General features: G+C 39.7%; 20 protein-coding genes. 14 read left to right on the top strand and 6 right to left on the bottom strand.

What is annotated here, in order from left to right; translation table 11 throughout:
• Nucleotides 1–103 precede the first annotated feature (103 nt).
• Nucleotides 104–922, top strand: coding sequence for a hypothetical protein (locus PQ456_RS21115; protein ID WP_273613975.1), 819 nt, complete (start codon nt 104–106; stop codon nt 920–922).
• On the opposite strand, the gene PQ456_RS21110 is transcribed toward PQ456_RS21115, so the two are convergent.
• The gene (locus tag PQ456_RS21110; RefSeq protein ID WP_273613974.1) at nt 915–2,381 is read right to left on the bottom strand and encodes an aminotransferase-like domain-containing protein; all 1,467 of its coding nucleotides are present in this window, start codon (nt 2,379–2,381) and stop codon (nt 915–917) included. The two genes, PQ456_RS21115 and PQ456_RS21110, sit on opposite strands and share 8 nt — an antisense overlap.
• A 177-nt stretch (nt 2,382–2,558) precedes the next feature.
• On the opposite strand from PQ456_RS21110, the gene PQ456_RS21105 reads away from it, so the two are divergent.
• Nucleotides 2,559–3,515 (top strand): DMT family transporter, encoded by a 957-nt coding sequence (locus PQ456_RS21105; RefSeq protein WP_273613973.1) that lies wholly within the window; start codon nt 2,559–2,561, stop codon nt 3,513–3,515.
• A 65-nt stretch (nt 3,516–3,580) separates the two neighbouring features.
• Here the strand turns inward: PQ456_RS21105 and PQ456_RS21100 are convergent, their stop codons facing one another.
• The gene (locus PQ456_RS21100) at nt 3,581–4,105 is read right to left on the bottom strand and encodes a hypothetical protein (protein ID WP_273613972.1); all 525 of its coding nucleotides are present in this window, start codon (nt 4,103–4,105) and stop codon (nt 3,581–3,583) included.
• Nucleotides 4,106–4,310: 205 nt separating this feature from the next.
• Complete coding sequence (locus tag PQ456_RS21095; protein ID WP_273613971.1) at nt 4,311–4,832, bottom strand: hypothetical protein; 522 nt, start codon at nt 4,830–4,832, stop codon at nt 4,311–4,313.
• Nucleotides 4,833–5,014: 182 nt separating this feature from the next.
• Here PQ456_RS21095 and PQ456_RS21090 point away from each other — a divergent pair, with 182 nt between their 5' ends.
• Entirely contained in the window at nt 5,015–5,419 is a 405-nt protein-coding gene (locus tag PQ456_RS21090; protein ID WP_273613970.1) for a hypothetical protein, read from the top strand.
• 38 nt (nt 5,420–5,457) lie between these two features.
• Entirely contained in the window at nt 5,458–6,339 is an 882-nt protein-coding gene (locus tag PQ456_RS21085; protein WP_273616377.1) for a DMT family transporter, read from the top strand.
• 254 nt (nt 6,340–6,593) lie between these two features.
• On the opposite strand, the gene PQ456_RS21080 is transcribed toward PQ456_RS21085, so the two are convergent.
• Entirely contained in the window at nt 6,594–8,411 is a 1,818-nt protein-coding gene (locus tag PQ456_RS21080) for an APC family permease (RefSeq protein ID WP_273613969.1), read from the bottom strand.
• Between the two features lie 293 nt (nt 8,412–8,704).
• Between PQ456_RS21080 and PQ456_RS21075 the strand changes: the two genes are divergently transcribed.
• Together PQ456_RS21075 and PQ456_RS21070 are read left to right on the top strand one after the other, a co-directional pair.
• Complete coding sequence (locus PQ456_RS21075) at nt 8,705–8,947, top strand: hypothetical protein (RefSeq protein ID WP_273613968.1); 243 nt, start codon at nt 8,705–8,707, stop codon at nt 8,945–8,947.
• A gap of 136 nt (nt 8,948–9,083) precedes the next feature.
• Complete coding sequence (locus PQ456_RS21070; RefSeq protein ID WP_273613967.1) at nt 9,084–9,797, top strand: stalk domain-containing protein; 714 nt, start codon at nt 9,084–9,086, stop codon at nt 9,795–9,797.
• An 85-nt stretch (nt 9,798–9,882) separates the two neighbouring features.
• On the opposite strand, the gene PQ456_RS21065 is transcribed toward PQ456_RS21070, so the two are convergent.
• Complete coding sequence (locus tag PQ456_RS21065; protein ID WP_273613966.1) at nt 9,883–10,947, bottom strand: LacI family DNA-binding transcriptional regulator; 1,065 nt, start codon at nt 10,945–10,947, stop codon at nt 9,883–9,885.
• 359 nt (nt 10,948–11,306) lie between these two features.
• Here PQ456_RS21065 and PQ456_RS21060 point away from each other — a divergent pair, with 359 nt between their 5' ends.
• The 8 genes from PQ456_RS21060 to hcp all read left to right on the top strand — a co-directional run bounded on the left by PQ456_RS21060 (nt 11,307) and on the right by hcp (nt 23,193).
• On the top strand, nt 11,307–12,239 hold the full coding sequence (locus tag PQ456_RS21060) for an ABC transporter permease (RefSeq protein ID WP_420540676.1): 933 nt from the start codon (nt 11,307–11,309) through the stop codon (nt 12,237–12,239).
• A gap of 14 nt (nt 12,240–12,253) precedes the next feature.
• Nucleotides 12,254–13,135, top strand: a complete 882-nt coding sequence (locus PQ456_RS21055) for a carbohydrate ABC transporter permease (protein WP_273613965.1) — start codon at nt 12,254–12,256, stop codon at nt 13,133–13,135.
• Nucleotides 13,136–13,171: 36 nt separating this feature from the next.
• On the top strand, nt 13,172–14,749 hold the full coding sequence (locus tag PQ456_RS21050) for an ABC transporter substrate-binding protein (RefSeq protein ID WP_273613964.1): 1,578 nt from the start codon (nt 13,172–13,174) through the stop codon (nt 14,747–14,749).
• A gap of 42 nt (nt 14,750–14,791) precedes the next feature.
• Nucleotides 14,792–16,255 carry a glycoside hydrolase family 32 protein gene (locus PQ456_RS21045; protein WP_273613963.1) on the top strand — a complete coding sequence of 488 codons (1,464 nt, stop codon included), beginning with the start codon at nt 14,792–14,794 and terminating at the stop codon, nt 16,253–16,255.
• A gap of 46 nt (nt 16,256–16,301) precedes the next feature.
• Nucleotides 16,302–18,917, top strand: a complete 2,616-nt coding sequence (locus PQ456_RS21040; RefSeq protein ID WP_273613962.1) for a glycoside hydrolase family 32 protein — start codon at nt 16,302–16,304, stop codon at nt 18,915–18,917.
• Nucleotides 18,918–19,025: 108 nt separating this feature from the next.
• On the top strand, nt 19,026–19,907 hold the full coding sequence (locus PQ456_RS21035; protein WP_273613961.1) for a stalk domain-containing protein: 882 nt from the start codon (nt 19,026–19,028) through the stop codon (nt 19,905–19,907).
• Nucleotides 19,908–20,254: 347 nt separating this feature from the next.
• The gene (locus PQ456_RS21030) at nt 20,255–21,670 is read left to right on the top strand and encodes an MATE family efflux transporter (protein WP_273613960.1); all 1,416 of its coding nucleotides are present in this window, start codon (nt 20,255–20,257) and stop codon (nt 21,668–21,670) included.
• Nucleotides 21,671–21,906: 236 nt separating this feature from the next.
• Nucleotides 21,907–23,193 (top strand): hydroxylamine reductase, encoded by a 1,287-nt coding sequence (gene hcp, locus PQ456_RS21025; protein WP_273613959.1) that lies wholly within the window; start codon nt 21,907–21,909, stop codon nt 23,191–23,193.
• On the opposite strand, the gene PQ456_RS21020 is transcribed toward hcp, so the two are convergent.
• Nucleotides 23,190–24,227: a MerR family transcriptional regulator gene (locus PQ456_RS21020; RefSeq protein WP_273613958.1), complete on the bottom strand. Its 1,038-nt coding sequence runs from the start codon at nt 24,225–24,227 to the stop codon at nt 23,190–23,192. The two genes, hcp and PQ456_RS21020, sit on opposite strands and share 4 nt — an antisense overlap.
• Nucleotides 24,228–24,232 lie beyond the last annotated feature (5 nt).

Below are 24,232 nucleotides of genomic sequence, written 5' to 3'. Positions count from 1 at the left end.
CGATTAAGGCTTAGCATGTAATAGAAGCTAGCATGACACACGTTGGAATTGAATTTACGTTTACTATAAAAATGAATATCGAACGATCAAGGAGGCACTCCTTTTGAATATAAAGAAAAACGCTACAAAATGGTTGATGATTACTATTATTTTATGTGCCCTTTCACTAGAAACGGTATCTGCAGCAAAGTTTCATTCTAACCAACAAGTCACTGAAAATGGTGAACCTTTAATGGTGAACACTGTTAATATAGAACAATTAGATTTTCCGATCGCTCAATCTAACCTATTTAACATTATGGAAGATGCAAAAGTAATTGCAAGCGATCCTGATCTTCATATTACGATTCGTGGCAAAGAAAAATCGGACGGTACGTACGAAAATATGTCTATCCATGCACCTACATTTACTGGTTTGTTAGATGGTGTACAAGTCGTGAATCCAGCATATGCACCGCAACTGTATTCTACAGATTTGGACGGTGATGGTGAACCGGAAGTGATCGTTGTTCTAACGAACGGATATGGCACTGGCATAGACAGAACAGAAGTTAAAGTTTATCGGCAAGATGGTACGTTGATTCCCGTAGAAGATGCACAGCAAAGCTGGAATACTTCTTTTCAAACACAGATAAATAAGCAACAGATGGATATAACATGGAACCAAAAACAGATGATATTGCCGACTTCTATTCTACAAGACCCTACAGATTCGGTAGCAAATGGACTACAAATAGGTGCGGTTCGTCAATACAAAATCGAAAATGGACAACTGGTCGTTGCAGGTTCTGTTCAAGTCGGTATGATGAATATTTTGGGTGAACTCACTACAGTGTATCAGTATCAGCAAGGCAGATTACAAGCCCATTCTTTCCAACTAGAGTTAGATGAACCGTATCGCTCAGCGATTCAGATCAAGTAGATTCCATTTCTTTAGCGATGGATACTAACTGCTGAATACCTTGCCGAATCTCATGTTCACTGGCAAATGAAAAGCAAAGACGGATATATTGCTGTGATGTATCGTTACGATCAAATAGTGATCCAGGCACAAAAGAAATCGATTGTTTGAGACAACGAGCCAGTAATTCAGGAACAGATAGATGATCAGGCAATCGAACCCAGAGGTTGAATCCGCCTTGAGGGGTTTCATAATACCAGCCGGTTGAAGAGAGTTCTTCTTCCATAATTTCTAAGCGAATCCGTAAAGCGATTCGTAGCTTTTCAATATGTTGTTGCAGACGACTAGATGTAAAATATAGCAAAAACACTTTCTGATTCAGCAACGGTGTACCGCCATCTGCAAGTGACTTGGCAGCGAGTAAAGGAGTGAACCACTCCGGTCTAGCTACAATACAAGCCATTCGCAGTCCTGGAGACACATATTTGCTAAAGCTACGAATATAGATCGTGTATCCTTCAGTATCATAAGCAAATAGCGGAAGCGGCGGCTTTTGATCAAAATAAATATCATGACAAGTATCGTCTTCTATCAATAAACATTCATATTGAGCGGCTAGATCGACTAGCTGTTTGCGTTGTTCTGCTGATATACAGACACCTGTTGGATTGTGAAATGTAGGATTAAGGTAAAAGAAGCGAGGTTTGTACTTTTTCATCGCCTCTTTGATCTGAACAAGATCATAACCGTTAGCATCAATAGTGATCGGAACCAATTTGGCTCCTTTTTGCTCAAAAACATCCAAAGCACTAGCATAAGCAGGGGTTTCAATCAGCACATGATCACCCGGACGTATCCATACTTCTGCGATGAGCGATATCGCTTGTTGAGCACCTGTTGTAATCAAGATTTCATCGGCATGCACATGAAACTGCGCGGTATCTGTAAAGTAGCGTTGAAGCATCTCTCTGAGCTCCAGATCGCCTTGTGCGGTAGCATATGTACCTAACAACTTGGGATACAGATCGAATACTTGTTTGACGTATTCAGCAAAATAATGATTTGGTAATAGATTCGGTGTAATAAGCGCTTTGGAGAATTGATAAGTAGCTTCTATTCGATGCAGTTCGCCTAGATTTCCCTGAAATAAAGGCAGACCTAATTCAGCTTCATTGGTTAAGACTTGCAGAGCAGGTGGTTGCACATAATAGCCGGATTTATCACGAGCATAGACATGGCCATCTTCTTTGAGATGTTGATACGCTTTGAAAATCGTTAAACGGTGCATTCCTGTATCTTCTGCCAGCTGACGAACCGAAGGTAATTTGGCATGAGCTTGCCAGTCTCCACGCTGGATACGTGTTTGGATATAAGTATAAACGGTTTGAAAAGAATGTTTACTTTGTGACTTATAGGATGATGAATCGACTGTAAGATGGGACTGTTTTTTTTGCGGTTCAATCAGCGGTTTATTTGTCATATCCACATTCCTTTCTGAGTCTATAGCAGATCATAGATTATTAAGTTCAATCAAGAGTAGAAAGTGTATCCTAGTGTAACGCTTATATATCCCTGTATCATATCATCTGTTCTGTGACATTCCATCTGTTCTATTGATGTTCCTTTACAATAACAGAACACAGAGGAGGAATGGAAGATGGTATTACTGGGTTATGCAATTATGTGTTTGATTTTTGGAACAACCTTTCTAGCGATTAAGATTGGGGTCGATGCAGGATTACCGCCTTTCTTTTCCGCAGGCGTTCGGTTTCTACTCGCTGGATTGATCTTAATGATCTGGATGTATGCACGTAAAAAGGTAAGCTTCTCTTTATTATTACGTAAAGAAACACTATTTATAGGGTCAGGTCTAACCTTTTTTACTTTTGCAGCCTTATACTGGGCTGAACAATATATTACGTCCGGCGTAGGTGCTGTTCTGTCTGCTACGGCTCCAGCTATTATTTTAGTGATTCGAGCAGTGATATTGAAAGATAAAGCACCAAGCATTTCATTTATTGGAGCGCTGATTGGATTAGTCGGTGTCGCTTTGCTGATGTTACCCGGGTTATCCGGTCAGTATCATGCACTATGGGTAATTGCTTGTCTGGTTGTCGTGTTAGGGGAATTTGGCTATGCAGCAGGAGCTGTGTATTCCAAGCAGGTAGTTTCTAAATTACAAGGGAGTTCACCGATTGCGCAAAATGCAGCTCAAATGATACATGGTGGTTGGATGTTATTGGTGTTGTCTTTGATTACCGAGCATAGTCAAATACATATCGAAACGATGTTCAATTCAGCGGCGATAGGCTCAATGGTGTATTTGATCGTGTTGGGATCTATGGGAGGGCATACGTTATTCTACTGGCTGATCTCGCGGACTAATCCTGTATTTCCATCGACATGGTTATACATTTCGCCAGTGATTGCTCTTGTACTTGGATGGTTGATCTATAAAGAACCACTAAATTGGGTAATGGGATTAGGAGCTATGATTATTCTGATCGGTGTCATTTTAACGAATATCGAGACATTGCGTTCGTTATTTGCAAGCCAATCGTCAAAAGCAACCAAAGACAAAAATACCCCGATCATCAAAGTCTACAAAAATTAAAGTGTATACACAGAAAGACCTCCATCTGCTAGGAGGTCTTTCTGTGTATAGATTACATAAAATGATTATTGATTAATTGCATAAATACCAGGCTTATTATTCATCGGAGCGATCCAAATCTCGCCATCGCCAATCATGACACCCATATCACGTATAAACAATTTATCGAGACGTTGGTTGGCTAATGCTTTTTTAACTTTAGCAGTCATAATCGTATTGTATTCTTTTATAAATTGAGACTGATTAAGAATACTTCTTTTTTTGTTATTGCTATTGATCACCAGCGGGTAAGAAATACGATTCGCTACCGCTTCTTTATTTCCATTGGCTACTGCACGACGCAGATTAGCATAAAATCCTGTGAACTGTTTGACATTATCAAATCCAGCTACACTCACCAGTCGTTTTTCCTGCTCGGCGGTGAGTTTGTCTACTTTTGCTTTGGTGGTAGCAGTAGATTCAGTAGAAGCGACGGTAGAAACAGGGGCTGTAGTTGTATCCGCTTGTGCTGATACAGACAGAGCAGGGATAGCAATAGATCCAGCTAATACAGAAGTCATCACGATTGTTATTCCTTTTTTGATATTCATTATTCATACCTCCTAGAGACTGATATATTCAAAAGCTCATGACAATACGCTAACTTCATTTAGGCTACATGATAATGACTTATAAAATAACAATAACGTAAAATAATAACAAAGTAAAAGAAGGATCTTAGTATAGAGCTATTTATAGCTAGCTTCGTTAAGTATAGAAATACGCTTCTTATAGGCAAAGCTTTTCTATGGATGATTAATCATGTAAATTTTGATTAATAGTATATACACCTGGTTTATCATCTAACATAGCTATCCACATTTCGCCACTACCAATCTTGACACCTTGATCACGAATAAATAGATTATCTAAGCGTTGATCAGCTAATGCTTTTTTCGTTTTCGCAGTCATAATTGTATCGTATTCAGCAATAAATTGTTTTTTGTTCAAAATTTTGCGTTGGTGATTATTGCTATAGACTGACAAAGGGTAAGAGATACGATTAGCTACCGCTTCTTTATCATTTTTAGCGACAGAACGACGAAGATTGTTATAAAATCCAGTAAATTGTTTTACATTATCAAATCCAGCAATATCAACCAGACTTTTTTCTTGTTCAGGCGTGAGTTTGTCGACTTTCGTCTTAGTTGTTGCTTGGGTAGAAATAGACTTGGTAGTCGTATTGGCTTGTGCAGAAACAGATGATAATGCAGGGATCGTAAGCGATAAAGCCATAACAGAAGTGAGCATGATTTTGATTGTTTTTGTATTTTTCATCATAGGTTGCCTCCAGAAATATATAGATTGAATGGACGAGAACATATCGTCTAGAAACATTATTCAATAGATTGCAGTCACTTGTAAAACAACAATATAGTCATGGCAAAGTAACAGGATAGTCATCGTAAAATGCCATAAAATTCAAATTCTAAAAGATATATCTTAGAAAGGAGACACCTATGAATCCATCGGATCAACCTCCCAAACCAGCAGATCAGGGCTATCATTACCGCGAAGAAATTCGCATGAATCAAGCTTCACCTTTTGATCAACCACCTAAATATAAAGCCGATTGGATTCGCTGGGCAGAGGAAACCGTAGCGTTTGAAACGCAGCGAGAAGCATACGAATGGATCAGTAGTGGAGCATATAATGAAATCGGCAAATGTTATGATGGCTACCGTAGCCATGATCCTAAAATGGCAGAAACATTAGCTTTTCAATTGCTTCGATTACAGACGATCAGAGAAGCCACTCATCGCATCTATACCGATATCGATTATGAGGCTACACCGAATTGGTATATGGTGTGGGTGGAGAAGATACATGATGTAGAAAAAAATGAAAATAAGGTAACAGAATAGCATATTTTATAGCGCAGAAAGGAAGAAACCGCGTGAAAATCCATCCAATTGCCTTTTTATTGATTATTCTGCTGACTACTTTTTTGATGGGTTCTTCTTTTGCTGTCGGTAAAATAGGCTTACATTACAGTTCGCCCTTATTTCTAGTATCGTTACGATTTCTGATAGCAGGTGGATTAATGACCTTGATCGTATCACTGCGAGGCTTGCCTGTACCCAAACGTTCAATCGATTGGGGAAAAATAGCTATTATAGGTACACTACAGACAACAGGCGTAATGGCATGTACATTTCTCAGCCTACGTACGATTACTGCTGGCGAATCTTCTATTTTAATATTTACCAATCCATTGCTAGTGGTTGTGTTCGGTTCATTGCTTTTACGTGCTCGTTACCGTTGGACACAATGGCTCGGTGTAGTCCTAGGTGTACTCGGTGTAGCCATCACAATGGGGCTTAATATGCAATTAAAGTCAGGCACGATTCTAGGAGTAATAGGAGCCTGCTCATGGGCGATTGCTACTCTACTGATGAAGCGCTGGTCAGGCATATGTAATGTCTGGGTACTGACTGCTTATCAGATGTTATGTGGTGGAATACTATTGTTACTACTTAGTCTTGTACTGGAACAGCCATATTTTGAATGGAATCTAATCTCTACAGATATTTTATTATGGTTAGCTATTATGGCTTCTATCGTTCAATTTGCAGGTTGGTTTTATGTGCTGGGTAAAGGCGATGCTGCTCAGACCAGTGCTTTTCTATTTCTAGCACCATTCTTCGGCGTACTCTCCGGCTGGTTACTACTTGGCGAACAAGTTCAATGGTACGTCTATATCGGTGGTATTTTTGTATTCCTCGGCATCTTTCTAGTCAATTGGAACTTCAATAAACCCAAAAAAGAGGCAGACCCCGTCTAAGGGATCTACCTCTTTTTATTTTGAGCTCTGTAGATGTTTTATTTTTTAACGTCTACTCTACCCAAATAGAAGATAAAATACTTGTTGCAAAGACCTTCAAAGCGGAGGGAGCGATATTATTCTGAAAGAGCGAAGCGATCGCCTTTGTCAATCGATATGTACCGCCCGAGCGGTTATTCCAGATATCGATTGACAACAAGCGACGATAAGAACAATATCGATCATGTAGCGGAGTCGCTCAACCATTGTACAGTCTATTTATTCAAATGGTATGGAACAGTCGCAACAACAACGTCTTTGTAGTTAATCAGATAAGCACGCATCAATAGACTGGTCTGATTATGCAAAATCGTTTCCCACCAGTGATGAGTGACAAACTGTGGAATCAGGACGGTAATATGATCGGTTGCTGATGTTTTCCATTCAACGGTATCAATAAAGCGACGTAAAGGACCTAGAATACTGCGGTAACGTGATTTCAGTACAATCAGACGTACACCTGGATTCCATTCTTCCCATTTCTGCTCCATCTTATGAATCGCTTCATCATCGAAACCAACATAGACAGCAACGACATTAGGAGATAACGTCTTCGCATAGCTGATCGTGTTCATCACTACACGTGTAATGCCGGCAACTGGAATAATAATCGTATTTCCTTTGACTTCAGGCTTATCGACTTTGATATCGATACGTAATTGTTCTGCTGTATTTTCATAATGCGTATAGATTTTGTAGAAAATATATACCACGAACGGTAAGAACAGAAAGATAACCCATACTTGCGAGAACTTGGTGAAAATAAAGATCAATGTGATCGATAATGTCGTTAACATACCGACAGTGTTAATCGTTAACTTCAATCCCCAGTTCGATGGCTTGAGACGAATCCAGCGAATCATCATTCCTAATTGTGATAAGGTAAATGGAATAAATACACCAACCGCATACAGTGGAATAAGATTCTCAGTGTCTCCTTTAAATACAATAACTAACAAAGCAGATAATAGACTCAAAATAATAATACCGTTAGAGAAACCTAGACGATCACCACGTACCATAAACATATGTGGCATATATTTATCTTTTGCTAACATAAAGGCAAGTAGTGGGAACGCAGAGTACGCTGTATTGGCTGCAAGGAATAGAATCAGTGCAGTGACACCTTGAATCACATAATACAGTGTCCCATGACCAAACGTCATTCGGGCAATTTGAGAAATAACCGTTTCGGTTGCACTTGGATGAATACCATACCAGTAAGCAAGCAATGTAATTCCGATAAACATAGCACCCAAAATAATACCCATCATTAGAAGTGTAGCAGCTGCATTTTTCTCAGCAGGCTTACGGAAGTTAGGAATAGCATTAGATACAGCTTCTACCCCTGTCAGTGCCGAACAACCCGAGCTAAATGCTTTGAGCAATAAGAATAGACTTACATTCGAGACTGTACTATCAAATTGCGGAGCAGCGGCTTCGATTCCGCCTGTAAAGTAACGAATAACTCCTGTAATAATCAGTACAAAAATAGCGACAACAAATAAATAAATAGGAATAGCGAGTACAGATGCAGATTCAGTTACACCACGTAGATTCATAATCGTTAAGAATACGATCATCACGAGCGCGATCAGAACCCGGTGATCATGCAATACTGGAAAAGCAGAAGTAATTGCATCTGTTCCGGCGGATGAACTTACGGCTACAGTTAGGATATAATCAACAAGTAACGATCCACCGGCTATTAAGCTGGGGGCTTTACCGATATTATCCTTGGCTACAATGTACGCACCACCACCTGCTGGATACGCAAAAATCGTTTGGCGATACGAAATAATTAAAATAACCAACAAACCAAGCACCGCGATCGAGATTGGAACCGAATACCACAAAGCAGCAAATCCAGCAACCATGAGGACTAGCAAAATTTGCTCTGTTCCGTATGCCACCGAGGATAGCGCATCGGAAGAAAGAATTGCTAGTGCTTTAAGCCGACCTAATTTTTCAGCTTCAAGTTCTGCTGACTTCATCGGCCTTCCGATTAATATACGCTTGAACTTACCCAACATCTTGTGCACACCTTCATTTCTTGAAATTTAGAATTTTAGCATTTAGAAAGACTAATCAATTTACGTTTTATATACACGCATTTCCTACGAATCAAGCACAGCAAATAATGCTTGTTTAAGCTAGCTTTTTAGGCAAGCGTATATCATTATACTCTAGCTTTGTAAAAAGTCATCACCTATTTTAAACAAATTTTATAAGTAAAAATATACAAAGCGATATTTTGAACCCATCCTACTTCTATCTTCGTATATAAGACATTAAGAGATCATACAAAAATAGCAAGGAGAACTATATGAAAAAAGTCATGCGCCGGATATTATGGGGATTATCCATTATTGTTTTTATCGGAATTATAACGTGCTTTTATATGGGATATTTTATGTATGCCTACGGTTTAATTTTTCTGGTGATCAGCATTTTATTTGGGATCGGGCAGATTGCACAAGTTAATAATAGTGTGTGGATGCACCAAAATGGATATGATCGTCATATGAGAGAACAGATTGAGCGACACCAACGCAATCGAGAAGAATAAGCTTGAATGTAATGTTGTATAGCAACAACAATCGTCTTTTTAGAAAATGGTTAAAAAAACCATATATAACATATAATTAGGTAAAGCTGATTGTCCGATATGATATATAACGTTATATATCATAAGGAGGATATGAATGATTTCACGTAAATGGATCGTTACCGCTTGTATAGCAGGAGCAACACTGATTGGATCAACAGGAGTCTATGCAGGAGCTAATTTGCAATCGATAAGTGCTTATCTTAATAACGGTCTTTCGATTCAAGTCAATGGAAGTGCATATACGCCAACAGCGAATGGACAGACATTAGCACCGATCACGTATCAAGGCACAACGTATCTTCCTGTACGTTCTATAGCAGATGCCCTTCAAGTGGGAGTCAAATATGATGCTACAGCTAATCAAGTGGTTATCAATTCTACACCACCAACCAGTACTGCAAATGGAACAACCAGCACAACCTCTGCGAATACAAGTATGAATACTGCACCGATTACGATGACGACACAGGTATTTCCAACCAAGTATTTACCGCAAGATATTCCGTTTCCATCGGATGCGCATGCCACAAGTGTGAATGAAGATCTGGCTGGTAATGGAGAAAAGCAATCGTTTATTATTTATACTACCCAGGAAGATCTGGTGACTTTGGGCAACGCTTATCAGACCTATTTTGAGGGACAAGGATTAAATGAGACCAACTCGATTATTGATTCCGATTCATTAAGTATTGTAGGAGAAGTAGAAGGAAGTTACGGAATTTCGATTCAAGGCAATCCATTACCAAATCAACCGAATTATAATCAGATCAATTTCACATGGACCGAACAACCTGCTTCTGCTGATTGATTGTGATACAGATTAGATTTGAATATAGAATAACCAAAAAAGCTTGCACTGATCCTTGTTTAAAGGGTCGTTGCAAGCTTTTTGCTTAAGATTGAGATGGAAGCGATGATTGATGCAGTACAGCCGAAGATTCACGAAAAATAGGATGAGTCTGTACATGCGATATTTGATACGGACGATTCGGATTTTTGATACGAGCTAACAATGTTTCTGCGGCATTGATTCCCATATCAGTACTAAAGATGTGCACTGTAGTTAAAGGAGGATCGACAATCCGAGATTCTGAAGCATCATCAAAAGCACAGACCGATATGTCTTCAGGTATTTTTATTTGATTGGCTTTGAGTACTTGTACAAGATGAACAGCGATAAAATCATTCGTACATACAAAAGCAGAAGGTTTGTGAGACATCGCTTTGAAGTGACGATCGATCCAATCTTTTTCCTCGAAAAATTCTCTATCTTTACCCAAAATACAACAAGATCGATCCAAAGCAATCCCTGCCTCTACCAAAGCTCGATTGAAGCCGATCCAGCGTTCGTTAAAGCTTTTACAGTGATTATAATCGCCTACAAAACCTATTCGTTGATGGCCTTGCTGTATTAACGTTTTGGTCATTTCGTATACACTATGTTCATTTTCCATAAGGAGTAGATCGGCTTGTAATGAAGGCGAAGGTAGATCGACTGCACAGTCAATAAAGATCGTAGGCAATCCGAGACTGGTGATCTTTTTACTGTAATCGCTATCAAATAATTCGATACAAATAATACCATCCATTTTGGAAGCTTCAAAATTGTTAGGTAACGTCAAGGACTGAATATCTGCTTCACGCACAATATGAATAGAGATCGTATATCCTTCCATACTCATTCGCTTTTCAAATCCACTAATCAGAAAAGAACCAAAATGCGAATTGTTAGGCAGACTTGACGTTAACAGAGCGACATTACCGGTAGACTTGGGCATTAAATAGTCAGATTCTACATAAGCAAATTGTTTATATTTTAATTCGGCTGCTTTTTGAATGACTTTATTTCGTGTTTCAATCGGGATCGTTGTATTGCCATTAATAGCTTTGGAAGCGGTATTGCGGGATATATTTAGAGCGTCTGCAATATCCTGAATAGTCACTTTTTCTTTCTTCATGATCGTTTGTCCACCTTTAATCATCACATATTTTCAAAAGAAACGATTCGTTATCAGGTCTATATTGTGTATTCGTTATTTGTATTAAATGTATAATAATTCGCATTGAATAGCAAACTGATTTTACAAATGTAAACTTAAATTTGTGCATAATGTACATTTATTATCTTTATTTAATGAATTAATGTCAATTAATTAAATGCAAATGTAAAATAATATTTTTACAAAACGTATTGACGAATGAACAATTTGTTTGTTAAATTGTAAATCATAGTCATGTATTACAAAATGTAAGCCCTTTCTTAAAAACAGAATAGGACTTAAAGGAGTGAAATCATGTGGATGGAGTAGGACAGAAAATAAAAGCAGGAAAAGGTGAAACGATACACAGGAAAACATTGAAAAAAAAGCAAAATCATTATTTTCTATACGCGTTGTTAGCCCCGGCTCTTATACTGACGATCGTATTTAAATATATTCCGATGTACGGAGCGATTATTGCTTTTAAAGACTTCAGTCCACTCAAAGGTATTTTGCGAAGTGATTGGGTCGGGCTTAAATATTTCGAAAAGTTTTTACATTCACCGAATTTCACAGATATTTTTACCAACACGATTTCGTTAAGCTTGCTAGGTCTAATCTGTAGCTTTCCTATTCCTATTGTACTAGCGCTAATGCTCAATCAAGTCCGACAAGCCAAAATAAAGAAAAATGTACAACTGGTGTTGTATGCACCGAACTTTATCTCTGTTGTTGTTATTGTCGGGATGTTATTTATCTTTTTATCGCCTGTCGGTCCTATCAATCAACTGGTCAGTGCGATATTTGGTCAACCGCTGATGTTTATGTCAGAACCCGAATATTTTAGATGGATCTATATTTTGTCAGGAATCTGGCAGGGTGCAGGATGGTCTTCTATCATTTATGTGGCGGCTTTGGCAGGTGTTGATCCTGAGCTACATCATGCGGCAAGTCTGGATGGAGCTAATCTACTACAACGTATTCTGCATATTGATCTACCAACGATTCGACCGATTATGGCGATTGTGTTTATTTTAGCGGCAGGAGGCATTATGTCGATAGGTTTTGAAAAAGCATACTTAATGCAGACATCTATGAATTTACCTTCCTCTGAGATTATTGCAACCTATGTATACAAAGTAGGGCTACAAGCAGGTGATTATTCTTATTCTGCGGCAGTTGGATTATTTAATTCTGTGATCAACGTCTTTTTATTAGTAGCTGTCAACTTTGTAGTGAAAAAACTCAATGAAGGCGAAGGCCTCTATTAAGGAAGGTGTACCAGATGAATATGGCATCCTCACGTATGGATCGGTTCATTATTATTTTAAATTATATTCTGCTGACGTTCTCAGTACTGATTATTATCGTACCGCTTATCTATATTGTAATCGCTTCCTTTATGGACCCTATCGCTCTACTCAATAAAGGGATTTCCTTTAATGTATCCAGTTGGAGCTTAGAAGGATACCGCAAAATTTTGGGCAATGAAGCGATGACGCGCGGATTTATCAATTCTGTGTTTTACTCGGTTAGCTTTTCGATTTTAACAGTGATTGTGTCTGTATTTGCAGGTTATGCGTTATCTGTAAATGAATTAAAAGGTCGCAATCTATTTATGACCATGTTTATAGTCACGATGTTTTTTGGCGGTGGATTGATTCCTACGTATTTGCTAGTCAAAAATCTAGGCATGTTAGATACAGTCTGGGCGATCTTATTACCGGGGATTGTGAATGTCTGGGATATTATTCTAGCACGTACGTTTTTCAAAGGTATTCCAAATGAATTAAAAGAAGCCGCGAATGTCGATGGAGCAAACGATTGGACGATCTTTTTCCGTATCGTATTGCCGCTGTCCAAGCCTATTATTTTTGTCATCGCTTTATATGCATTTGTCGGTCAATGGAATTCTTATTTTGATGCCATGATCTATCTTGATAATGCGAAGCTGTATCCGTTGCAATTGGTGTTGCGTTCTATTTTGATTCAGAACCAGACGATGCCCGGTATGATCGGTGATCAATTGGCGATGGCAGAGCTGAAGCGTCTATCTGAAATGATCAAATATTCTTCGATTGTGATTTCAAGTCTGCCGTTGTTAGTGATGTATCCATTTTTCCAAAAGTATTTTGAAAAAGGTGTTATGGTCGGTTCGCTCAAATAAGCAGGGCATCTCAATACAGTAATGGAGGCAAATATAATGAAAATGATCCAAAAAGTGTCTATCTCTGGCTTAACAATAGCGCTACTTTTAACAGGTTGCAACTCGGGTGCATCCAATCAAAATACCGATCCCAATGGTAAAGTGACTTTGAATTTTTTGACCCAAAGTTCTGCGCTTGCTCCTGCTGATCCGAACGATAAATTAATCAATAAACGGTTGGAAGAAAAAACAGGTATTCATATCAACTGGAAAAATTACACGACCGATCAGTTTGTGGAAAAAAGAAATTTGGCAGTTGCGAGTGGCGATCTTCCAGATGGTATCTTTGATGCTGGATATAGCGATTACGATCTGCTCAAATTAGCTAAAGATGGCGTGATTATTCCGGTAGATGATCTGATCAACAACTATATGCCTAATTTTCAAAAAGTATTAAAAAAAGCACCTGAGTACAAAAAAATGATTACAGCGCCAGACGGACATATTTATTCTTTCCCATGGATTGAAGAATTAGGGACAGGTAAAGAAGCGATTCAATCGGTAGATGATTTCCCTTGGATCAACCAAGCATGGCTCAAAAAGTTAGGGCTTAAAATGCCTAAAACGACAGAAGAGTTAAAACAAGTATTGATCGCTTTCAAAACGCAAGATCCGAACGGTAACGGAGAAGCTGATGAAATTCCGCTATCTTTTATCGATAAGCCAGGTGGCGAAGATTTGACCTTTTTGTATGGATCATTTGGACTCGGCGATAACTGGGATCATACTGTCGTTACCAATGATGGCAAAGTTGTTTTTACCGCATCGGATAACGGATACAAAGATGCGATCAATTATATTCATAGCTTGTATCAAGAAGGTCTAATTGATGTGGAATCTTCTCAACAAGATTGGAATACGTATCTAGCAAAAGGAAAAGACAAACGTTACGGATTGTATTTCACATGGGACAAAGCCAATATTACCGGTTCTAATGATGATTATGAATTGATGAATCCGTTGGCTGGCCCAAATGGACAGATTAATGTAACCCGTACAAATGGAATGGGATTTGACCGCGGTAAGATGGTCATTACCAGTACCAATCAACAAATAGAAGCAACAGCTAAATGGATCGATCAATTATACGAGCCACTACAATCGGTACAAGATAACTGGGGAACGTATGGAGATACTAAAGAGCAAAATATTTTCAAATTCGATAAAAAGAAAGGCATGTTAGAACATCTTTCTTTAGAAGGATCAGCGCCTGTTGAAGTACGTCAAAAAACCAATATCGCTGGCCCGCTAGCAGTTCTCAATGAGTATTACGGCAAATACACAACAATGCCTGATGATGCGGCAGCACGATTAAAACTAATGAAGAAAGTAATGGTTCCGCATATGCAAGCTGATCATATTTATCCTAAAGTATTCTTTTCTATTGAAGAGTTGGATCGCTTATCGACGATAGAAACGGATCTGTTCGCTTATGTCCAACGCAAACGTACAGAATGGTATCAAAATGGCAAAGTGAATGAAGAATGGCCTGCATATCTACAAGAATTAGATCGTCTGGGACTACAAGAATGGCTACAAATCAAACAATCAGGATATGACCGCAATCAGCAATAGCATCAACAGTGACTATAACGATACCGAAGGAGCTTTATTATTATGATTATTCAATCACAAGAAAAATACCGACCGCTATATCATTTTACCCCTCAGCAAGGGTGGATCAATGATCCGAATGGATTGGTCTATTTTAATGATGAGTATCATCTCTTTTTTCAATACCATCCCGATGGAACAACATGGGGACCGATGCATTGGGGACACGCCATCAGTTCAGATCTGGTGAACTGGCAGGAACAATCTATCGCACTAGCACCTGATGAGTACGGCACTATTTTCTCTGGCAGTGCAGTGGTCGATTGGCACGATTCTACAGGTTTTTTTGGCGGACAAGCTGGATTAGTCGCTATCTTTACCCATCATGATCATAACCATGAATTGGATCGTGCTCAGCAACGACAAAGTCTAGCGTACAGTCTGGATGCAGGTCGAACATGGATCAAATATCAGTGCAATCCTGTATTAGAACATAAGGAACTGATCGATTTTCGTGATCCCAAAGTATTCTGGCATCAAGCTACGGAACAGTGGATTATGATTCTAGCTTGCGGGCAGACCGTTCATTTGTATCGTTCACCGAATTTGAAAGAGTGGACATTTCTTAGTGAATTTGGAGAAGGGATAGGTTCGCATGATGGAGTGTGGGAATGCCCTGATCTGTTCCCATTAGTGGTCGATGGTCAATCGGCAATCACCAAATGGGTGATGTTAGTCAGTATTGGAAGCAGTGATGAATATATCGAAGGGTCACGAACTCAATATTTTATCGGAGACTTTGATGGAACTACATTTACACCGGATGCTTCTTCTTATAAGGTGCGCTGGCTTGATTATGGGCGAGATCATTATGCAGGTGTATGCTGGTCAGATATTCCGGCTGAAGATGGTCGGCGTATATGTATCGGCTGGATGAGCAATTGGAAATATGCCAATCTAACGCCTACCGAATTGTGGCGTGGGGCGATGTCTCTACCGCGCGAACTTACGTTAGAACAGCGAGCTCAAGGCATAACCCTTATTCAACAACCTGTACAAGAGTTACTCCCGATGCGTAACACGATACTATCGTTAGAACATGTCACTATCGCAGATATTCAGAGCAAGCTGAACACTTTACTATTGGAAAGTTATGAGATTCATATGACCGCTGATATTCATAGTCAATTTGCTTTGAAATTACGTACATCACAGCATCAAGCGACTGTTGTCGGGTATGAAGGGGATAAAGGTGAAATTTATATCGATCGCACCGATTCAGGAGATCATCATTTCCACCCTGACTTTGCAGGAAAACATATAGCCAACGTGCATCAAGATCAATCGGTGATTGATTTACGTATCTACGTAGATCGCTCTTCTATTGAACTATTTGCTAATGATGGACAAGTCGTTATCACCGATCTTATTTTTCCAGAACCTGATGCACAGGGGTTAGATATTCAATCACTGAGTCAAGATCTACCAGTGGCATCATTTCATATCTATCAGCTAATACCTTCTTGATCCAACAATCTCGTATCATCATGGGCGCATAGAGAGGAAAGAACAGATGAAGCATACAGGTATCTTATCTATCTTCACGTATAGATTGATAGCGGTCATCATGCTGATATTATGCAGTCTCAGTCTGGTAGGGATAACTTCTGCACAGGCGACAGCAACACCAGAGACTACTCTTGTATCAAGTAGTGCAGTAACGATTACTCAGGCCAAAACCAATATCTCCTCATGGATGATCAAAGGAAAAGGAACGATGAGAGACAGTACAGCAGGGATCGTATTAACTTCAGATACCAAAGAAAATGTCAGTGCGATATCAGCGACATTATCGGCTGATTTTGTCTATGAAGCCGATGTGACTATTCAAGATATGCAGACAGATGCTTCACTTGTTTTTCGCTCTGATGCTGAAGGGGGAGCTAGTTACTGGTTACAGATTAAGCCAACATCCGGGCAGCTTCAGCTTCGAGATGCTTCAGGAACGAATAGTACTTTGCAACAGTCATATGATGTCGATGTTCAAGCTGGGCAGACGTATCATTTGAAAGTCAAAGCCAGCGGCTCTCAGTTAAGCGTCTATTGGGATAAGCAGTATCGTCCTGTGATGCAAGTAACAGATACCACCTATCATTCCGGTTATCTGGGCTTGCATGTATGGGATGGAAGTGTAACTTTTCAAAATGTTATTCTTAGCGATCTCAATACCAATCTAAAAACCCCTTTGCTTACTACAGGGATATGGATGCCTCATATCTCTGGAAAGATCGTCACTGCAACGCAAGAGTCTATAAAAGTATACAATCTGCGTTCAACCGATCTGATCGCCGAAGCAGATATTTCGTTTGCAGACAATAGACAGGGCAGTACAGCAGGTCTGATTTTCCATGCTAACGATAAAGCGACTACAGGTTATATCGCTTATCTACGCAATCAAGGCAATACTATCAGTGTCGAGTTGAGAAAAAGAGATGGAACACTGATCGCCAAATCTGCTCAAAATTATATGCATCAGCTCAGCAGTAATCATCATCTAGAAATTCGAATGATCCAAAATCGTATTCAAGTCTTTATCGATGGATACACACCAGCCGCTATTACAGTAACAGACAACAGTTACACCCAAGGGTATACCGGTATGATTGCGCAAGGCGGCCAGATTATTTTTCAAGATGTGTTTGTTACAGCACCAGCCGATTATTATACAGAACAATATCGTCCACAATATCATTATTCTGCTTCACGTAACTGGATCAGCGATCCAAATGGAATGGTGTATTTTGAAGGCGAATATCATTTATTTTATCAAGATGGAGGACAATGGGGACATTCAGTAAGCACAGATCTTGTTCACTGGAAAAGGCTTCCGTTTGCTCTAAAATGGAACGATCTAGGGCATATTTGGTCAGGATCGGCTATCGCTGATACTACAAATGCTTCCGGTCTATTTGGTTCTTCGGGTGGCAAAGGATTGATTGCTTATTATACTTCTTATGATCCTGATGCGCCTAATGGCAATCAGAAAATAGGATTAGCTTACAGCACAGATAAAGGACGCACATGGCAATATTCACAAGACCATCCGATCGTTATCCAAAATCCAGGTCATACGTCTACTGAAGCTGGTGGATGGGACTTCCGTGATCCTAAAGTAGTAAGAGATGAAGCCAATCAACGCTGGGTAATGGTGGTGTCTGGCGGAGATCATATTCGCTTTTTTACTTCAACCAATTTGATCGATTGGACATGGACAGATAATTTTGGCTATGGCGATTATATCCGAGGCGGAGTATGGGAATGCCCTGATCTATTTCCTTTACCCGACGATCAAGGACATATCAAATGGGTGTTGATGATCAGCACAGGAGCCAATCCGCAAACAGCAGGTTCAGATGCAGAATACTTTATCGGCGATCTCACTCCTGCGGGTACATTTATCAATAGCAATCCAGCTGGTAAAGTATTAAAAGTAGACTGGGGAAAAGAGTTTTATGCGGCAATGTCATTTGCTCATGTACCGGATGGACGACGGATAACGATGGCGTGGATGACCAATTGGGATTATCCATTTGCTTTTCCAACAACAGCATGGAAAGGTGAAATGACGATTCCGCGAGAATTATCGTTACGCAATACAGCAGAAGGGTTACGTTTATTCCAAAAACCACTGACTGAACTGTCTTCGTTACGTACACCTTTACGAACGATTACGAATCAAGTGATCTCAGAGCAGTCGCCTAATGTATTGGCTGATCTGCAAGCAGGCAGTTATGAGATTGAAGCCGAAATCGAATTACCAGCAACCTCTCCTGCACAAGCTTGGGGATTTGAAGTGCGTAAAGGCAATAACCACAAAACAGATATCGGCTATAACAGTGCAGAACAGTCACTATTTATCGATCGATCGTTGTCAGGCAATACCAGCTTTGCTGAATTATTTTCGAAAAGGCAATCTGCAATCCTACAACCGATCAATCGCCGAGTCCAATTACGTATCTTTGTCGATGCTTCTTCGGTTGAAGTATTTGCCAATGATGGTCAGGTCGTTTTTTCTGATCTGATTTTGCCAGATTCACAGGATACCGGTATGCTTTTGTATAGCAAAAATGGAGAAATCAAAATCATAAATGTAACAGTGTATCGTCTCCAAAGTATCTGGAAACTATAATATTAATAAAAACTATTTTAATCCAGTTATAACATATAATTGTTTCTCTTCCGCTGACCGATATTACTAATACTAACTTCATTAGTAATCAGCAGGAGGGGAACAATTATGTCTAAAAAGAAGTGGATTATTCCTATTTATATAGCGGCTATGGCATTAACAGGATCAGCTGGCGTCTATGCAAGTTCTACACTCGAAAGTATTACAGCTTCGCTTAATCATAATCTTAATATTGAAATCAGTGGTAAAGCGTATAAGCCGACTGGACCTAATGGAGAATCGCTGTCTCCGATTGTGTATCAAGGAACGACTTATTTACCAGTGCGTTCAATCAGTGAAGCACTAAATACAGATGTAAATTATGATTCAAGCAATAACAAAATTTTGATCACACCCAAGTCTAATGCTAGTGCCACTAGCAAACCTGCTAGCACTTCAACAGGCACTTCAAATAGTACTTCAACGACTCCTAATACTGCCACGACGACTCCAACCGTAACCGATAAAGCTAGTATCAATACATCTACACCATCTGCTACCACACCGCCGCCTGCTATAGAAACATTGAATCCGAATGATAGCGGTCGTATTGATGCCGCAGGCACAGCTCCAGAAGTAGTAACTAATATTGTACCTGTGAATCCAGCACTGAGCATAGTCAACACACCGTTGATTACGACCAAATATTTGCCACTGGATTTCCCTTTCCCATCCGATGCGACATCGATTAGCTTACGAGAATCGGTAGCAGGCGATAAAAAACAATTGTTAATGATCTATGCAACTCAAATGGATCTCGTTACACTTGGAAAAGCATATCAAGCTTATTATGGTGCGCAAGGTGTAGTGGAATCCAATAACCGTATTCAGCCGGATGCACTTAGTCTAGTTGGCACCAAAGATGATGCATTTGGCGTTTCTATTCAAGGCAATCCACGTTCGGTAGCTCCAGGTTACAATCAGATTCGAGTCACTTTAGTACAACAATAATAGAAACAACTAATCAAGCATACGACCTTGTTATTATTCAAGACATCGTATGCTTTTTTGTTGATCATAGCGTGAAAACGATACTGTAAAATGATTGAAAATCATACCTTTTCATGAGAAAAGCTTCACAATACCCACTTTGAGCAAATTAGAATCAAAAAACATGTAAAATTTTCAGAAAATTTCAAAATAGGTAGTGCATTCGCAAAAATAGTGTGCTAAGATACCAAGAGTTTAAGAGGAACCCGTCGGAATTGTTTGAAAAACGTTATGTAAAAACGTGAAAATAAACAGGCTGATAGCCTGTATAAGTAACACCCGAATACGAACAAAAGGAAGGTGATTTCATGAGCGCTATGACATCCACCAATGAAAGCAACGCAGTAATTAACAAACAATTTAATCTTTTCCGGTTAACATGGCCGATCTTTTTAGAAGTATTTCTGTTCATGTTAATGGGAATTGTTGATACTTTAATGTTAAGTGATGTATCGGATAATGCAGTCGCTGCTGTTGGAACATCCAATCAGGTTATCTCGATTGCAATACTGGTATTGGAAGTGATCGGGAACGGAGCAGCAATCGTTGTCGCACAATATATAGGTTCTCGTAAAGTGTTAGAAGCTAGTCGTATTACAGCAGTAGCGATTACGCTTAATTTAACAGTTGGATTGTTGCTCAGTGGTACATTCCTTTTGTTGGGCGGACATTTAATGGAGAAAATGCATTTGCAAGGTGAGATTCTTGCACTTGCTGAAAGTTATATAGCGATTGTTGGTGGAGCGATTTTCTTACAAGCATTGATCAACACATTAGCAGCAGTGATTCGTACGTATGGATTTACGAAAGAAACGATGTTTGTATCGGTATTTATGAACGTGATCCACGTTGTAGGTAACTACTTGTTGATCTTCGGTCATTGGGGTCTGCCACAAATGGGTGTACAAGGTGCAGCGATCTCTACGATTGTTAGTCGTCTAATCTGTGCAGTGATTTTCTTCTGGTTATTGTATCGTGTGATGGAAGTACGTATTCAGATTAAAGATTACTTCCGTATGACCAAGAAATATATTATGCAAATTTTGAAAATCGGTGTACCTTCTGCGGTAGAACAAGTAACCTACCAATTATGTCAGTTGGTATTTGTATTCTATGTTACTTATCTAGGTAGTGAAGCAATGGCTTCCCGTCAGTATGCTAACAATATCTCGACCTTTATCTATCTGTTCAGTATTGCGATTGGAATGGGGACAGCGATTATTGTCGGTCGTCTTGTTGGAGCGAATCTGAAAGACCAAGCGTACAAACGCGTATGGTCCAGTGTGAAATGGGCGATGGCGGCTACACTGGTAATGGATATTTTGATTATCATTTTCCGCGTGCCATTGATCGGTATGTTCACAGATAATCCTGAAATTATTCGAATGGCATCACAGGTCATATTGCTCAGCTTCTTACTGGAGACCGGACGAACCTGTAATATTGTTATTATTAACTCACTTCGTGCGTCAGGAGATGCCAAGTTCCCTGTCTATATGGGATTGATCTCGATGGTCTGCATGAGCTTGCCACTTGGATATCTATTTGTTTTCAAAATGAATCTAGGGCTTGCAGGCATCTGGTTAGCGATTGCGGCAGATGAATGGGTACGTGCTGTTATTATGTACTTCCGCTGGAAGAGCAGAGCATGGGAGAAACATTCTCTTATTCAGCATGATGAACCGGAATCACTAGACAATGTTCCAGCTGTTGCATCGGTATAATATCATTATTAAGATGGATCGGTAAAAGATACTAATATCGTACAAACCGTTTTAGTGCTTTTTCTACACTCTGTAGAAAGTGCTAAAACGGTTTTTTTGTATTCTATTTTTATGTATATACACACTTGGTCACATCTGGTGATTATTTTGCAAAAAGTGATTACAATCACCCTGCCTCTTTGGGTATCCGTCTATGCTTGAATCAAAGAAACATACAACTAAGGGGGATACACATCATGTTTTGTTATCAATGTGAACAGACACCAACAGGTGGTTGCAAAGTGATCGGCGTATGCGGAAAAAATGAGACGGTAGCCAGTCTGCAAGATACGATTATTTTTGGACTCAAAGGGGTAGCAGCTTATGCTACACATGCTCGTCAATTAGGATATACCCATCCAGAAGTTGACCGCATCACACATGAAGCATTGTATTTAACATTAACGAATTCTAACTTCAATGTACAAGAACATATCGATATGGCGTTGCAAGTCGGACAAGCGACTCTTCATATTATGGATACACTGGATCAAGCACATACCGATCGCTTCGGGATTCCTCAGCCAGTGACAGTCAGTTCTAATCAAGTCGAAGGCAAATGTATCGTTGTCACAGGACACAATCTATTTGCTTTAGAAGCTTTATTACAACAGACCGAAGGACTGGGTATCAATATCTATACTCATTCGGAAATGTTGCCTGCACATGGTTATCCTCATCTCAAAAAGTACACTCATCTTAAAGGGAATATCGGTAAAGCATGGTATGATCAGCGCCGTTTATTTGAAAATTTCCCCGGAGCTATTTTAGCGACAACCAATTGTGTAATGCCGATTAAAGGTAGTTATGCAGATCGCTTTTTCACTTATGGAGTGACAGGGTTAGAAGGGGTTACTAAGATGGAGACCGAGGACTTTAGCGAAGTGATCGCCAGAGCATTATCTTTACCTGAAGCACATATGCAATCCGATGCTGTTATGACCACAGGCTATCATCATGCCAATGTATTAGGATTAGCACCGGAGATTATTGAAGCTGTTCAAAGTAAAAAAATTCGTCATTTCTTCGTGATCGCAGGTTGTGATGCACCGGGCAAAGGTGGAGATTATTATCGTGAACTTGCAACCTCACTTCCGCAAGACACCGTCATCTTAACGACTTCTTGTGGTAAATTCCGCTTTAATGATATCGATTATGGCACAGTACCTGGCACAGACATTCCTCGTTATATGGACTTGGGGCAATGTAATAATTCAGGTTCAACTGTCAAAATAGCGATGGCACTTGCTGAAGCATTCGGTTGTACGATGGCTGAATTGCCTGTCAGTATTGTATTGTCATGGTTTGAACAAAAAGCAGTAGCGATTTTACTTGGCTTATTCAGTCTAGGAATTCAAGATATTCGGATTGGGCCGAAGCCACCTGAATTTATTTCAGACGGTGTAATGGAAGTATTGCAATCGACATTTGGACTGAAATTAATCGGCGATGCGGCGACTGATATGGCAGATATGCTTTCTTAATGTAAAGAAACCGCCAGCACACAGCCGACTTTCTGCTCGATCGTATGATATTTAGTGATATATCCATGTTCTTCAAACCACTGTTGCAAAGCAGGATGTTGCCATTGATGATATGCAGATTGGCGTTCAAGACCATTAGCAGATAAATCAATTAATAAATCTTCTACAACCGCTTGATCTACAATCAGACGGTCTGTCAAACAAAGCCGTCCATGTGGCTTGAGTACACGATGGATCTCGGTCAGTGCTAACAATTGTTGTTGTTGATTCAAATGTCTGAATGTAAAGCTAGATACGACAAAATGGAAATGATCATCTGGATAAGGAATCGCTAGCATATTGCCTATCCTTGTCTCGATCATCGGGAATTTGTGCTTACATTGCTTGAGCATTTCCTGTGATTGATCAACACCAGACATATGCACACCTGATGCTACTAATTTGCCAGCTAGATTACCTGTACCAATGCCGAGATCAAGTCCATGTTCACCGGCTGTAGCATGAATAAATGTTGCTGTAGAGGTCAGTGCTTGCTCATAATAAGGATATTCTTCACGACGAATATGCACATCCTGGTCATGAGTAGTCGCACGCTGATCGAAGTTCCACTGGTCTTGCCAGTTCTGGCGCAATTCACGTAAATGTTTGGCTTGATCTGCCAGATGATAAATCTCTTGAATGGGCAAAGTCTGCTGGGTCTGCAATAGATGTATCATTTGCTCGGTCGTTTCTGCCATGCGTTTCATTTCTAGCCATTGTGTTGTGAGTAGTGAACGCTGTAATTCCAGATAATAACGCAGACGCTGACTATCTGGTAATCCTTGCGGTTCTAACGCTTGCTTGATCTCCTTGATCGCCATACCTGCTTCACGAAGCGCTATAATCGTCTGTAAGCGCCAGATATCTTCTTCTCCGAAGATACGATACTGATTGTGTTCACGCTGGACTGAAGGCAATAGGCCATGTTGTTCGTAAAAGCGGATCGTGCGTGTTGAGATACCCAGACGCTTAGACAATTCATTGATTTTCAACAAAATCA

The sequence above is a fragment of the Paenibacillus kyungheensis genome (genome assembly GCF_028606985.1).
Lineage (GTDB): Bacteria > Bacillota > Bacilli > Paenibacillales > Paenibacillaceae > Saccharibacillus > Saccharibacillus kyungheensis.
This window is presented reverse-complemented; position numbering and strand designations above follow the sequence as displayed.